The organism is Eudoraea adriatica DSM 19308 (assembly GCF_000382125.1).
Taxonomy (GTDB): Bacteria; Bacteroidota; Bacteroidia; order Flavobacteriales; family Flavobacteriaceae; genus Eudoraea; species Eudoraea adriatica.
This window is the reverse complement of sequence record NZ_KB907556.1, coordinates 65,265-79,970: the sequence shown is the minus strand read 5'-3', so window position 1 is coordinate 79,970 and position 14,706 is coordinate 65,265. Positions and strand designations below refer to the sequence as shown.

The 14,706-nt window shown below is 37.7% G+C and carries 10 protein-coding genes and 1 tRNA gene; 5 read left to right on the top strand and 6 right to left on the bottom strand.

All coding sequences use genetic code 11. The features are described from left to right. On the top strand, positions 1 to 1,067 hold a 1,067-nt coding region (locus tag G504_RS0117845), incomplete at its 5' end, for a transposase (protein ID WP_026348685.1). Positions 1,068 to 1,356: 289 nt separating this feature from the next. Here the strand turns inward: G504_RS0117845 and G504_RS18975 are convergent. After that, complete coding sequence (locus G504_RS18975; RefSeq protein ID WP_019671561.1) at positions 1,357 to 3,612, bottom strand: tetratricopeptide repeat protein; 2,256 nt, start codon at positions 3,610 to 3,612, stop codon at positions 1,357 to 1,359. A gap of 146 nt (positions 3,613 to 3,758) precedes the next feature. Here G504_RS18975 and G504_RS19365 point away from each other — a divergent pair, with 146 nt between their 5' ends. Next, on the top strand, positions 3,759 to 6,200 hold the full coding sequence (locus G504_RS19365; RefSeq protein WP_019671560.1) for a mechanosensitive ion channel family protein: 2,442 nt from the start codon (positions 3,759 to 3,761) through the stop codon (positions 6,198 to 6,200). A gap of 197 nt (positions 6,201 to 6,397) precedes the next feature. Beyond that, entirely contained in the window at positions 6,398 to 6,985 is a 588-nt protein-coding gene (locus G504_RS0117830) for a DUF4136 domain-containing protein (protein WP_026348684.1), read from the top strand. A 101-nt stretch (positions 6,986 to 7,086) separates the two neighbouring features. On the opposite strand, the gene G504_RS0117825 is transcribed toward G504_RS0117830, so the two are convergent. Together G504_RS0117825 and G504_RS0117820 are read right to left on the bottom strand one after the other, a co-directional pair. Next, complete coding sequence (locus G504_RS0117825; RefSeq protein ID WP_157473513.1) at positions 7,087 to 7,872, bottom strand: hypothetical protein; 786 nt, start codon at positions 7,870 to 7,872, stop codon at positions 7,087 to 7,089. A 31-nt stretch (positions 7,873 to 7,903) separates the two neighbouring features. After that, positions 7,904 to 8,425 (bottom strand): hypothetical protein, encoded by a 522-nt coding sequence (locus G504_RS0117820; RefSeq protein ID WP_019671557.1) that lies wholly within the window; start codon positions 8,423 to 8,425, stop codon positions 7,904 to 7,906. Positions 8,426 to 8,671: 246 nt separating this feature from the next. Here G504_RS0117820 and G504_RS0117815 point away from each other — a divergent pair, with 246 nt between their 5' ends. After that, positions 8,672 to 10,240, top strand: coding sequence for a M28 family peptidase (locus tag G504_RS0117815; protein ID WP_019671556.1), 1,569 nt, complete (start codon positions 8,672 to 8,674; stop codon positions 10,238 to 10,240). A gap of 110 nt (positions 10,241 to 10,350) precedes the next feature. On the opposite strand, the gene G504_RS0117810 is transcribed toward G504_RS0117815, so the two are convergent. Beyond that, positions 10,351 to 10,426: transfer RNA gene (locus tag G504_RS0117810), tRNA-His, on the bottom strand. 268 nt (positions 10,427 to 10,694) lie between these two features. On the opposite strand from G504_RS0117810, the gene G504_RS0117805 reads away from it, so the two are divergent. Continuing rightward, entirely contained in the window at positions 10,695 to 12,773 is a 2,079-nt protein-coding gene (locus G504_RS0117805) for a tetratricopeptide repeat-containing sensor histidine kinase (protein ID WP_019671555.1), read from the top strand. Here G504_RS0117805 and bshB1 read toward each other — a convergent pair. Further along, positions 12,770 to 13,492 carry a bacillithiol biosynthesis deacetylase BshB1 gene (gene bshB1, locus G504_RS0117800; protein WP_019671554.1) on the bottom strand — a complete coding sequence of 241 codons (723 nt, stop codon included), beginning with the start codon at positions 13,490 to 13,492 and terminating at the stop codon, positions 12,770 to 12,772. The two genes, G504_RS0117805 and bshB1, sit on opposite strands and share 4 nt — an antisense overlap. Before the next feature lie 19 nt (positions 13,493 to 13,511). Further along, complete coding sequence (locus G504_RS0117795) at positions 13,512 to 14,690, bottom strand: trans-sulfuration enzyme family protein (protein WP_019671553.1); 1,179 nt, start codon at positions 14,688 to 14,690, stop codon at positions 13,512 to 13,514. Positions 14,691 to 14,706: the final 16 nt, after the last annotated feature.

Here is a 14,706-nt window from a genome sequence, read left to right as displayed (position 1 = left end):
TTTTTTGTGATATCCATTTAGGGCACCATCGTTTGACGAACTATAAAATCGTGAGTCAAATACGCTGTGAACTATCTACTATTTTAAATATAGAGAAGGTTGAAAAAACATTATTTAGCCATTGGTCTACTTACATAAAAGAGCAAGAATGTATTTTTACAGATGCTACCTGCTATGAGAGCGAGGTTCGTTTTCCAACAGACCAAAAGTTGCTTTGGGAGTCTGTTCATTGGAGTTTTGTCCAAATGAAAATAATTTGTAAAGCATTAAAGTTAAAATTACCACGCACCAAATATTTAAAATGGAAAAGACGCTATACCAGTTATAGTAAAATGCGAAGAAAGACCAATAAAAGGCGTACACCACTAACCAGGTCATTATTGCACTTGCTCAAAAAAATAAACAAGGAATTAGACCATTTAGAAAAGCAATATAATTTTGAGATGGCCTCTAGTTATTACAAAAGAAGATCAACGATTAAAAAAATAAGCAGACAGCAGCAACTTCTGTTTGCCAGGACAGAAAAGCCAAAGAATAGAATCGTAAGTATCGACAAGGACCATCTTCGTCCTATAGTAAGAGGGAAAGAAATTAAAGCGGTGGAATTTGGTGCAAAAGTCAACAAACTCCAAATAGATGGAATCAATTTTATCCAACGTATCAGTTTTGATAATTTTAATGAGGGAACCCAATTTAAAAACACGATTTATAAAACACAAGGACTCACAAAAACAAAAGTAAAAACTGTAGGAGCAAACGCCATTTATGCAACCAACAAGAATAGGGTTTTTGCTACTTCCAACAAAATACAAACCGACTTTAAGCCTAAAGGGAAACCGCCAAAACACAGAAAACAACAAATACAATTAGCCAAAATGATTACCAAAGAAAGGGCTACTCGATTAGAAGGCAGTTTTGGGAAAGAAAAAGAACATTATCATTTGAAGAAGATTAAGGCCAAAACCAAAAAAACCGAAATACTTTGGATCTTCTTTGGCATCCATACTGCCAATGCTCTGGAGATTGGAAGAAGAATACACTATCAAACTTCACAAAAAGTAGCCTGATGTGCTCATTTTAATTATCTTTTTGGGATACCTATGTCTTGCCAAATCAAAACACCAGTAAAATTTAAAATTAAGGAACGTTAACTAAAAATACAGATAGTTATTTTAAAAATTATCCAGATTTAAAATATAACTTTTTTGAAATTAGCTTACTTCTGAAAGCACTTAACTCCAGTGGGCAGTTACGATTTCAATTAGTATTTATCCTCCCGAAACTATATCAAACCCAAAAGCTTACTAATTCGTAAGAAGAATTAGGTAGTTCGAATTTTAGCAAAAGTTCAGGCTGTCATAAAGTACCTTGTTGCAACCTTTGAAATATTTGTATATAATTAGTGTTATTTGGATTTATTTGAAGTAAAGTTCTGCAAGTATTCAAGGCTTCATTTAACTCATTCAAATTAATTTCACTTAAAAGTTTTACATAAAGCATTCTTTCATTACCGGGAAAAGTAATTAATGCCTTCCGCAATACGGTTAAGGCTTCATTATTTTTATTCAATTGTTGGAGCATAAGTGCATAATTGTAAAAGGCGCTTTCATTGGGGGGCTCTTTGTTACAGGCTATTTCCAAATATTCCAAAGCTTTGTCTGTCCTGTTGGTTTCATAGTAAAGCAGGCCTAACATATAGTAGGTATAGCTATAATCTGGTTCCTGTTCAATAATTTTTTGGTAGATGGCTTCACTTTCTTCCACTAACCCCTGCTGATAATAGATCAAAGCCAGATTCATGCGAGACATATTGAAATAGTTGTCTTCCTCTACTGCTTTTAGGTAATATTCCTGAGCCTTTTTAACATCTCCAATACTTTGGTAATAAACGCCCAATTGGTGCAAACCAGCAGGAAGATCTGAATTCACTTCCAGTTCCGTCACATATTCCCTGTTAGCGTTTTTAAATTCCTCCAATTGTTCTACCTGGCTCTTATCGACTACATTATAATAGTGTGCTGCTGATATGCGAACTGCGCGAACAGAATCTTTTAATAAGGGGGTTATATACGATGACAACTGTGGCTGTCCTATTTCCTCAAAGGCACGCACCGTTTGGTTTCTGACGAATATTGATGAATCATTCAAATATCTGGTTAAATCCAGCATTTCTTCAGATGAAATAGGCGTGTTTACATAGAGCCCTACAGCAGTGGCCCTGGCTATCTCCGGGTAATTTTTATTGGAAAAAACCTTTTTAAATTCTTCGGGGTCCTCAAAATAGCCTTTTAACAAATGGTCCGAAAAATGATCCGCCCGCTCCGGACCATATTTATCTATTATGAAGTCACTGGCCCATTCAGCTGATTTATCCGAATGACATTTATTACAGGCATTGGGGGTGTTATATTGTGCAGATTGATCGGGCCTGGGAATTCTAAAACTATGATCTCTTCTGTAATCATTAACCATGTACAATTTGCCGTCCATATGACAATTTATACAAAGGGCAGCTTCTGTATTCATTTTATGGTAATGGTGTTCTGGACTGTTATATGTATCGGGTACGTGGCAGGTTAAACATAAGTCATTGCCTTCTTTTTTTAATTTAAGGGAATGCACGTCATGACAATCTTTACAGGAAACCCCCAGCCCATACATTTTACTTTGAAGAAAAGAGCCATAGACATAAACCTCATCCCGTATCTGACCATCCGGTTCATATAAGGGTTCTTCCAGCATCCTCGGAAAATAGTGATCCGTGAAATTACCCGTATAATCAAAATAGGGTGTTAGGTTACCCCTCCTGGAATGGCATCTGGCACATTTATCTACTAGTTCTTTGGGTGCGACCGCAGTGCCCATATATAATTCGGGAGGCAGAATGCCACCTGCTTCATTTTCTTCCTGTTCTTTGTAATAAGATACATGAGAGCTTGATGGGCCATGGCAAGCTTCACAGGCAACATTAATTTCGCTGAATGTAGTGTTGAAGACTCCCTTAGTCTCATCATAATTTTTTTGCAGGTTGGTAGAATGGCAATCTGCACACATGGTATTCCAGCGCTGGCTGCCCCCTGTCCAATTAATCCACTCATCATGTTTAATATCGAGATCTGGTTGCAGATGAAACCACTTTCCTTCCAGTGTATCCCATGCAGTTAACAGGCAATTGTATTCTCCATTAGGGAACTGCACTATATATTGTTGTAATGGCGTATATCCGAAAGTATAGATTATCTTGTAATCCTTGTAAGTACCGTCTTCTCCCTGTGTATTTACATAATAATCCCCGTCTCGCCTAAAAAAAGAACTTTTAACTCCCTTATTCGTAAATGTGGTATTATTAAAATTGGCTATAATAGTAGTAGAATCTGCAATTTTCATTGCCTGGTCATGATGCGAATTCTGCCATGAATCATATTCTGCCCGGTGGCATTCTATGCAGGATGCTGAGCCAACAAATGTCGCATTCTGGAATCCTTCTTCAATGTTCACATATTCCTTCTTTTCAATGCCATTACATGCAGCAAAAAGTAAAGCCAAAAGTACAAAGTGCAACCAAAAAGGAATTGAATACCTATTTTTATTGGACATAAAATAGTTGATCATATAGACTTGTAATCAAGTGGTTTTTAGCAATGATAAATAATGAGGAAAATTAAGCATTTCCCGGAAATAATGGCCAGTGAATTAAAAGATCAGCCTTAGCTGACAAATAAATAGTATTTTCGTTAATCTATAAAAGTATGTATTATATGTACCATACACCTCAGTATGCCTCTGAATATATAGGGCCAGTACAAGTAAATAAAATTATCTTCCTATTCCTCCTTATTGGGGTTTTTCTAAGTCCTCTCAACCACACTTATAGTCAGGATGATAAAAAGACAAGCAATACAGAAAAAAAAACACAAGACCAGGTTATTCCGGTGCCTGAAATTTCAGAAATAATTCCTTTGGCTTCGGACATTGAAGTAAGATTACTGCGCACTCAAAAACTATTGTCTGATACCATAAATAAAAATGCCCTGGTTAGTTCACTCAAAACAATCAATGCAAATTTAGACTCCCTGCAAATTACTTTAAATGAGCTGCAGACTTCAGGTCCACCAAGCTTTAATTCCATTAAAACATTTAACCTTGAGCTTCAGGCAGTTATTCAAAGTTTTAAAGAAACCAATAGCCCTTTGGCCCAAGAGATTTCAAAAATTGAAGGTCAAAGAAAAATGTGGCTGAATGAGCAGGAAAACTGGTTGTTATGGGAAGATTCCCTGGTAACTAAAAACACACCGCAACAAATTAAAAAAACTTTTGAGAATTCAAATACAGCTATAGATACGGCTCTTAAAAGTCTGGTTCCAAAATTAGATCAATTGTTAATACTACAGGAAAGCAGTTATAAAATTCAACCGAAAATTGAGATTCTGCTCGACGAATTTGAGAGCTTTAGTCGGCAAAATAAGGAGCTGGTTATTCTGGATCAGTCTGACTCAATGTTCTCTTCAGAATTCAGAGATAAATTTAAACCCGAACTATGGGAAAATACCAGGAAAGGTTTCATTGAACTTTCATACACAAACAAGTTTCATGGAGCTGCATATTTCTGGGGAATTCTTTTAGGAATATTCTTATTTATAACGGTTTATTTGGTGATGAAGAAAAGCAATGAGGCCATCGGGAGTGACACTGAATATAAATTCCTTGCCAATAAGGCTTTTGCTTCTGCATTATTTCTCAGCGTAACCACCACCTTCATACTAATAAAATTTGATGCAATGCAAGCCATAGAGGAGCTGTTTGTTGCTATAATTATAGGGGTGTCTTTTTGTTATCTTTTAAAAGATGAGCTTAAGTCCTGGGAGAAACAGTTTGTATATTTATTGGTGCTGTTAGTATTGCTTAATGACTTCTTTTTTGTTATAAATTTACCTACACCGCTCATTAGAATATACATAACTATTATTTCTCTAGTCCTGATCCTGCTTTGTGTCATATGGCTTAGAAAACGCAGGAAAGAAAATATTTCTAAATTCTGGACCTTCCTCCTGCTTATCGGAGCCCTTTATTTTGGCATCGTATTTTTGGCAGAAATTAGTGGCAAAGAAGTTTTGGCACTATATTTATTCGATTCTTTTATTCGCACAGCAATTCAACTAACCCTTTATGGTGTTTACTTATTCATATTCCACGGTGCCTTAAAATGGCTTCTTGTGTACTATAATTCCAAACAAAAATATTTATCTTCAGAAAATATCTCCTCAGGTGTTAATCGGTTAACATGGTTTATAACCTTTCTTACAATAGCTTATTATATTCTTCCTCAATTATTAGTAACCTGGGGGTTTTACAGTAATTTGCAGGAGGCAAATAACAATTTTATGGCTTTGGGATTTAAGGTTGGTGATACCAGAGTAACGCTGCAATTGTTAATTGCATCCATATGTGTACTTTATGGTTCATATATCGCTTCTTCCCTTTTTAGTCGGTTTATGATGAATGAGACCCTGGACGAAAAGACTTTAGATAAAGGAACCCGACTTTCCATAGCGCAGCTTGCACATTATTTGATTATGTTCATAGGTTTCTTGGCAGCTATTTCCGTTTTAGGTTTCGATCTTACCAATTTCACTATTATTTTGAGTGCCCTGAGTGTTGGTATTGGTTTTGGCCTTCAGGGATTGGTTAACAACTTTGTCAGCGGACTTATCTTACTTTTTGAAAGACCTATCCGCGAAGGAGACATTGTTGAGACACAGGATGTACCCTGGTCAACAGTTAAACAGATTGGACTGCGATCTACACGATTAATGACTTATGAACAGAGTGATCTTGTCGTGCCTAATTCTGAACTGGTTTATAAAAATGTCACTAACTGGACTTTAAGCAATAGACAGAGGAAATTAATTTTGCCTGTAGGGGTTGCGTATGGGTCAGATATTTCTTTAGTAATAAATACCTTAATGGAGACAGGTAAAAGTCATGATTCTTTGTTGAAAAGCAGTATTCCCGTTGTGCTGTTCAGAGGCTTCGGCGACAGCGTCCTCAATTTTGAACTATGGGTCGTGACCAAATATGTTGAAAGGGGTCTATCTATTAAAAGTGAAATTTATCAGGATATCCACAACAGATTCGAAAAAGCAAATATTAAAATTGCTTATCCACAATTAGATGTTCATCTCTTCAAAACAGACCTATAAAAATAATTATACTCCAAGGTGTAATCGTAATTAGTACGTGTTTTAGTGCCTGATTAACCCTTTTTTTAGTTTATTAAAACAAGAACACGTTTTTAGCCCATATGTACTATATTTGTAAGGTAGGTTCATCCTTTGCGAAAGATCTAAAGGACTACAGAATATCTCAGAAGAAAATAGTAACAAATAAAACATTTGCCATGAATAAATTAATTAAATCCTTCGCTTTTCTTTTAATAGCTTTGCTGTCAACAGGCCATCTTTTTGCCCAGGTAACCAGTGATTATGACAAAACGGTAGATTTTACCAAATACAAAACATATAGTTTTGAGGGCTGGCAGGATAATAGCGACCAGCTGATTAACGATTTGGATAAAAAACGAATATTAGACAGTTTCGGAAAGGAATTCAGTAGCAGGAATCTTCAGTATGTTGAGCAGGGAGGCGATATGATTGTAACCTTATTTATGGCAATAGATCAAAAAACCAGTCAGACAGCATATACGAATTATCATGGCGGCATGGGATATGGCGGTGGATGGGGTTATGGCTATGGCAGAGGATGGGGTTATGGCATGGGTATGGGTTCAGCTACTACAACGTATTCAGAAAATGTTTATGATGTAGGCACTTTTGTAGTTGACGTCTATGATGGAGAATCAAAAAAATTAGTTTGGGAGGGAATCTCACGCAAAACTATAAATGATAATCCTAAAAAAAGGGAGAAAACGATACCCAAAGGGGTAAAAAAGTTGATGAAGAAATTTCCTATCCCGGTAACCAAATAAGAAAAAAACATACTCCAATAGTAAATAAAAATGCCAGGTTAAACCCTGGCATTTTTTTTTGGTGGGCAAATACCCGATTACTGCAGTATCTTTAAGAACTTTTATTCCGCAAGCTTTGTATCGGGTGCATAGGAGTACTGAGGCAGATACCAACCCTCTGTAATTTTAGCTTCTTTAACCATTTCCATTAGTTTAGACCATAATAATGCACCGTCATCACCTAAAATAGTTGAGGCTTTTTCCAGGTCCTGATGATAATCCAGAGGAGAATTCGCCCAGGTTGTCAAAATATAAGTCGGGCGTTCAATTCCTATAAATCCGGCAAATACTCTAAAGCCCATTTCTACATTCTTCGTTTTATATAAATTTTTGTAGGCAGCAAAAATTTCCTCTACTTTATCCTCTGATCCGGGGTAGAATTGATAATAGTGCCATTTCCGGTAGGTATTACCTTCATCCCATTGTTGTGATGAAGGGACATAAGACAATTCAGGTTTATACTGCACAACATATTGGATATAGGAATCCAGCGAGAGGTCAAAATAATCCATGATAAGCTCCATCTCGGGTTTGTTGACCTTTTTAATCAAAGCCTTCCGGGTTCCCTCGTTCAGTTCATCCAGACTATTTAAAGGTAAAATATGCGTGAATTGAAAGTCATCCTTTATGTGTGTAAAATAGTTAAACCCCTTTATCTGGTTTTCGGTAAGATAATCTCTAAGATCTGCCAGAGACATTTCATACTCATCAGCCAGGTCAGGAGCAACCTTATCTTCCCTTACTAGCAATAAGTTCAGGTTCTCTTCTAAATTTTGTCCGAAAGAAAAAGCAATTGACAATAACAAAAAGAATGCGCTGCAATAGTGTTTTATTGAATTGGTCTTCATAAGATTCGATTTATAATTAGGAGAATTGGTTTTAGTTTACGGTATAGCCCTTACCCTGCAGGCATGCACTATATGCTTTTTTGAAGCTATTCATCATATCGGCTTCGGCCTGAACTGCAGCCTGATTATTTGCTTGTTGTTGTTGCGAACGACCTACTTTGCTTGCTCTTCGACCTCCCAGGCCTCCCGCTACAGCACCAATGGCAGCACCCTTCCCGGCATCACCTGCAATTGCACCAATTGCAACTCCTGCCAATGCCCCTCTTGCTGCTCCGCCAACTGCAGCACCATCGGGTCCCATGTCAACTTGCTGTGCCTGAACCTGTGGAGGATTTAAAGGATCTATCCCACTTTGCTCAACACCCCACTTATAGCAATAAGATTCATCATCTGCCTGTTGCGATGCACTCTGGTCCTTTGCCGGAAAAACATACAAACCCACTTTATTGGAAACCATAGCCCCCAGAGACTGCTCCTGCGAATAAACATTAAATAGTGCTCCACCCAAAAAAGCACCAATTACAAATAGATATTTGGATTGAGGTAATTTCATAACTGATTTTTTATTATTATTTACAATTATTATTATGTAATATTTATAGCGTAAATGTATTAATATTATTTTTTAATTTGATAACAGAACTAATAATAAAAGCTAACTATGTGGCTAATTTGAGTTAGGCTAAAACAGCAATTCTGGTATAGAGAATCATCCTATTAGCTTACATATTACAACCTATTAATTCATTTTCTTTTCACTATTTTTGGGAAATTTTCCAAAGCGCAGCAAAGTCATTTTATGAAAAAAATACTATTTATTGCCTCAGGGCTTCTATTTGCCTGTAACTCTTCACAGAAGACGGTTGCAGAACTGGCTGTTTCAACAACTACGGAGGTCACGGCTGATCCGCAGGTCTATGCAGCAACAATTACTGAAAAAGAACTTAAAGAACATTTATATATCTATGCCTCGGATGAATTTGAAGGCAGAGAAACAGGGAAACCCGGACAAAAAAAGGCAGTGGACTATCTCAAATCAAATTATCAGGCCATGGAAATCCCGGCGGCAAAAGAGGATGGCAATTATTTTCAGGAGGTTCCACTAGAATTTCCCAGGGTTCCTGAAGGCTCAATAAAGGCGGGAGAGACTTCCTATAAGTTAGGATCCGACTTTTTAACATTTACCCCCATTGAAGGAAACTTTGATGAAATTATTTATGTTGGCTATGGAATAGAAGATAAAGCTTACTCCGACTATGAAGGCCTGGATGTATCGGGTAAACTAATATTAGTAAAAGCAGGAGAACCGGTAAACGGAGATGGGACCTTTGTAATTTCGGGAAGTTCCAAAAATTCTGTTTGGAGTGACAGGTCTGAAGCTCCCGGCGCCAGACTGCAGCTTGCCAGAAGTAAGGGAGCGAAAGGGATGCTTTATTATGATCCGGATAATTACGATCGGTACAAGAGATACTTTGACTACTTAAAAGAGAGCGAAAAAGCCAAACTGGAAATTAAGGTTGAAGGAGAAAATGCTTCATTGGTCCTTCTTAGTGAAACCATGATTAAAAGTATTTTTCCTGCCATTATGGAAACCCAGGCCTCCGGAATTATTCCACTGCCTGTCTCTTTTGAAGTTAAGAGTAACAATGAGGTGGTTTCTTCTGAAAATGTTGTTGCCGTTATTCGTGGTTTTGAAAAGCCGGATGAGTTTGTTGTCATCTCTTCCCATTTAGATCATATTGGTGTTAATGACAATGGTGACATTAATAATGGTGCAGATGACGATGGTTCCGGTACCGTAGCCATGCTTGAGATTGCTGAAGCTTTTAAACAAGCTGCGGAAATGGGAAACAGGCCTAAAAGATCTGTAGTTTTCCTGCATGTTACCGGTGAAGAAAAGGGATTGCTGGGATCAAAATACTATACCGATAATGACCCGGTATTTCCACTATCACAAACTGTTGCCAACCTTAATATAGACATGATAGGACGTATTGACCCCAAACATGAAGGAAATAGGAATTACGTTTATCTGATAGGTTCTGATAAATTAAGTTCCGAGCTCCATAAGCTTTCAGAAGGGATTAACAGCAAATATTCACAGTTGGAACTCGATTATACCTATAACGATGAAAATGACCCCAATCGTTTTTATTACAGGAGCGACCACTATAATTTTGTAAAAAATAATATTCCCATCATTTTCTATTTCAGTGGAACACATGAAGATTATCACAGACCGGGAGATACCCCGGATAAAATAAATTATGATTTACTGGAGGACCGAGCACGCCTTATTTTTTATACTGCATGGGAAATAGCTAACCGGGAAACCCGTATTAAGGTAGATAATATCCCATCCAAATAGCTATTAGATTTGGGGGTGAATTAGAAATTAAATATTAATTTTTATACATCCCAAAGCAAATTCAAATAATAAGCCCTGTCTGGATTGACAGGGCTTTATAAAATTAATAAGGGTGGAAGACCGGGTTCGAACCGGCGACCTCTGGAACCACAATCCAGCGCTCTAACCAGCTGAGCTACAACCACCATTTGTAAGCGCTGGCAAAGGTAATTTTTTTTACGCATTGTTTCAAGCTAAACTCCTTATATTTTTGGCATGTAATTACAGATTAAGGCTTTATTTACATTGGCCTAAATCTTATTAAAAACCATGATGATCCGGAAATTTCCGTTGAAATGCAAGGAATACAGGATAAAACACACAAAAAATGGCGTTTCACAACATAAATTAGAACGTCTTCCACTAGGGGCGTAATTTTAATTTTAGAAATGGTAGCAAACCTAAGCCCTCAATATTGAATTTCGTCCGCACACATTGTACAAATGTCATTAAACAAGTTGCTTTTGCTATACTAATAGTATGCATTAGTGCAAATGTTAACGCACAGCAGGAAATTCATAAAATCTATAAAGACAGCATAAGGCAACTTAGATCCCAAAAAAACTTTTCCCCAAAGGATACGCTTTATATAGACCTGTTAAGCAATTTAGGTTACCATCTCAGATACTATAATTCAGACAGTCTTTTTCTTCTTTCCAATGAAGCCCTGAAGCTAAGTAAAGATGCCGGTTACAAAGAAGGTGAAAGCAGAGCAAGATTATGCCTTGGCGATTACTATTCTGATAAAGGCGATGCAGATAATGCCATTTCCAATTATACAGCAAGTCTTGAAATTGCCCGGGAAATGGGGAATAAAAATTTGAGCCTGAGAATTATGAACAACCTGGCTTCGGAAAATGCATATAAAGGAGATTATGCGCATGCCCTGACCGGATACCTCAATGCTATCGAAATTGCAGAAGAAGTTGGCGATAAGAATATGTTGTCCATAATGAATGAAAATATTGCCAATTTATATGCCTCACAAAAGGATTTTGAACAATCACTGGATTTTTATAAAAAGGTAAAGAAAATCAACGGGGAGCTGGGCGATGAAGTAATTATTGCAGAAACTTTGGGTAATCTGGCTTCAACCTATGCCGATATGGGTAAACTGGACTATGCCATGTTTAATATAAACAAAAGCCTTGCCATTTTTGAAAAACATAAAATTTTAGATTGGCTTGCATTTACCTATGAAATTAAAGGCAAAATATATTTAAAAGAAAATAAGTATAAATGGGCGCTTTATTGGTACAACCAGAGCGAGTTGCTGCATAAAGAACTGGATGACGACCGCGGTAAAATTGACCTATTTAACGGAATGGCTGAGGCATATTTGGGACAAGGTAAGGACAGTATTTCAGAAAATTTTGCGCTTAGGGCCTATGAAATATCAGACAGAATCGGGTTCATGGAAGGAACCCAAAAATGTGCTTACACGCTTTACAGCATTAATAAAAATAAAAAGAACTATACAGAGGCTTTAAATTTTCACGAACTCTATCAAAAACTTTCTGATACATTATCCAGAAATGAAAACAAGAAGAGTTTAACCATGTTAAAGACGAAGACGGAATATGATCAGCAAAAGCAATTGCTCATAGAAGAAAATGACAAAGCACTTGCGAAGCAACAGCGGTATATCACCGCTGCCATGGCCATATTAATGGTTTTTATGGTGATTACAGTTTTGGTATATAGGGCAGAGAAAATCCAGAAGCGACTCAATAAAGAGTTAGAACATAAAAAAGAGGTGCTGGAAAAACGAGAATCTGAATTGGAAGCCAGTAATGAAACAAAAACCAAGCTATTTTCTATAATAGGACATGACCTTCGGGGCCCGGTTGGCGCACTTCAGGAACTATTGAGGCTTTATTCTGATGGCGATATGGAGCCTGAGGAATTTATAGAATTTGTTCCTAAATTAAGGGAAGATGTGGATCACATCTCATTTACCTTAAACAACCTGCTTAGCTGGGGACATACCCAGATGAATGGTGCAGTAACAAAGCCCACTATTATGGCTCTGGAATCGCTGGTTTCTGAAAATATTAAATTACTGTCTGAAATTGCCAAAAAGAAGTCCATTAAAATTATCAGTGAACTCGCTGAAAATACGCTCACATGGTCTGATAGTAATCAAATTGATATTGTGGTCAGGAACCTAATCAGTAATGCACTTAAATTTACTCCGCAAAACGGGATGATAACAATATCGGCCCGTGAACGCGATAAATTATGGGAAGTCTCTATCAGAGATACGGGAGTTGGCATGGATAAAATTACCCTTAAGAATTTATTTGAGAAGAATTCAAACATCACTACCTATGGTACCAATAACGAAAAAGGTACCGGTCTTGGGCTATCCCTATGTAAAGAAATGGTAGAAAAGAATGGTGGCAGTATTTGGGTGGAAAGTACGCTTCGAAAGGGCAGTTCTTTCTTTTTCACTCTCCCTAAAAGAGAGAAAAGTTATAGCAAAGCCGTTTAAAATATATCCCAAAGATTTTTAACCCCTATATGACGTTCGGCAGTAAAACCTTCCGCGAATTCCACACCAACCAAACGTCCTAAATCTCTGGCCCTGTATTCAATACTATCCGTAAAATTTTTACTGCTTATTGGTGTATTGGGTTCTTTGCTGTCCGGATCATAAAATTGAGAGGAATAAGCAGATATGGCCTCCATTTTTTTATCGACAAATCCCGTTACATCTACTACAAAATCTGGTTCCAGATTCTTCCATTGAATATAATGATACACTTGTTTTGGACGCCAGGGTAACTGCCATTGGTCATCACCTGCTAACTTTGAATCTATCTTCAGGAGTCCGCTCAAAAAACAAGCATCGCTGACCAGTTTACTTCCTTTGGCATGGTCAATGTGCCTGTCTTCTATTGCATTGCATAGAACTATATCCGGCTGGTATTTTCGTATCAGCTCAATTACCGCCAACTGATGGTCTTTGTCATTCGTAAAAAAACCGTCGGCAAATTCCAGGTTCTCCCTTACGGTTATCCCTAATATCTTTGCCGCTTTTTCGGCCTCCTTATCCCTTATTTGTGGTGTGCCACGGGTACCTAATTCGCCCCTGGTCAAATCAATAATCCCTACTTTTTTGCCATTTGCAACGGCTTTTGCTATGGTTGCCCCTGCTCCTAATTCAGCATCATCAGGATGAGCTCCAAAAACTAAAATATCTAACTTCATTTGGTCTTTATCTGGTAATTTATTGATTATTTAATACCGGCTGCTTTGCTTTAAGCTGTTCCAAAGCCTGTTCAATATCCTGTATGAGATCTTCAGGTTCTTCTATGCCTATGGAAAAGCGTATTAATCCATCTGCTATTCCCTGCTTTGCCCGATCTTCTTCAGATAGCAATGAATGGGAAGTCTGAGTTGGCGACAGCACAGTACTTTCTACACCGGCCAGACTCATGGAAGATTTAATAAGTTTAAGTGCCTTGCGAAATTTAGTGGCATCAATCGAATCCTTAAGTTCAAAGGAAAGCATCCCCCCAAAGCCAAGCATCTGCGATTTGGCCAAAGCATGATCCGGATGGGAAGGCAGGCCGGGATAATTGACCTGCTTAATATTTTCATTTGATTCCAAATACTCCGCAAGCCGCAGTGCATTTTCATTTTGACATTTAACACGTATGCCCATGGTCTTTATGCTACGCTCCAATAACCAAACCGTATAATCGCTGAGACTGCCGCCAAGGTTTATTGCCAGCTGAAATATTCGTTCCATGTTTGCTTTGGAGGAGGCAACAGCACCGGCACAAATATCGGAATGACCGCCCATGTATTTTGTAGCACTGTGGATAACCACGTCAATACCAAAGTCAATTGGGTTTTGATTTACCGGACTCGCAAAGGTGTTATCGATCATTGAGACCAGGTTGTGCCTTTTGGCGATTTCCGCGATAGCGGCAAGATCCGTGATTGTTAATAAAGGGTTTGAAGGTGTTTCAATATAAATAACCTTTGTGTTTTTGTTGATTTTGGCTTCAAAATCTGCTGGTCTCAACCCGTTTGTAAATGAGTAGGATATCCCAAACTTTTCAAATTGTTTTGTAACCAAATTCTGTGTGCCTCCATATAACATATTTTGAAGTACAACATGATCCCCGGCCTTTAAAAAAGCAAAAAGTGCCGTACTTATTGCAGCCATTCCACTTCCAAATATCATAGCCTCCTCTGCATGCTCCAGAGCCGCTATTTTTTGGGATAAGGCCTTTTGGTTGGGGGTATTGAAATACCTGGGATACCTTTTTACATCAACATCTTCAAAGGCATAGGAGGTGCTCATATATAAAGGCGAAACGGCCCCTTTGAACTCCTTATCCTTTAATTCTCCAACATGGGTACAAATTGTATTAATCCCCTTATTATTATGTTTCATACGAATTCTATTAGCG

What these genes read in the sequence shown, in the direction of transcription:
- G504_RS0117825 (WP_157473513.1), bottom strand. Translation starts at nt 7,872, where the DNA reads ATGAAGACCAATTCAATAAAACACTATTGCAGCGCATTCTTTTTGTTA.
- G504_RS18975 (WP_019671561.1), bottom strand. Translation starts at nt 3,612, where the DNA reads ATGATCAACTATTTTATGTCCAATAAAAATAGGTATTCAATTCCTTTT.
- bshB1 (WP_019671554.1), bottom strand. Translation starts at nt 13,492, where the DNA reads ATGAAGTTAGATATTTTAGTTTTTGGAGCTCATCCTGATGATGCTGAA.
- G504_RS0117795 (WP_019671553.1), bottom strand. Translation starts at nt 14,690, where the DNA reads ATGAAACATAATAATAAGGGGATTAATACAATTTGTACCCATGTTGGA.
- G504_RS0117820 (WP_019671557.1), bottom strand. Translation starts at nt 8,425, where the DNA reads ATGAAATTACCTCAATCCAAATATCTATTTGTAATTGGTGCTTTTTTG.
- G504_RS0117830 (WP_026348684.1), top strand. Translation starts at nt 6,398, where the DNA reads ATGAATAAATTAATTAAATCCTTCGCTTTTCTTTTAATAGCTTTGCTG.
- G504_RS0117815 (WP_019671556.1), top strand. Translation starts at nt 8,672, where the DNA reads ATGAAAAAAATACTATTTATTGCCTCAGGGCTTCTATTTGCCTGTAAC.
- G504_RS19365 (WP_019671560.1), top strand. Translation starts at nt 3,759, where the DNA reads ATGTACCATACACCTCAGTATGCCTCTGAATATATAGGGCCAGTACAA.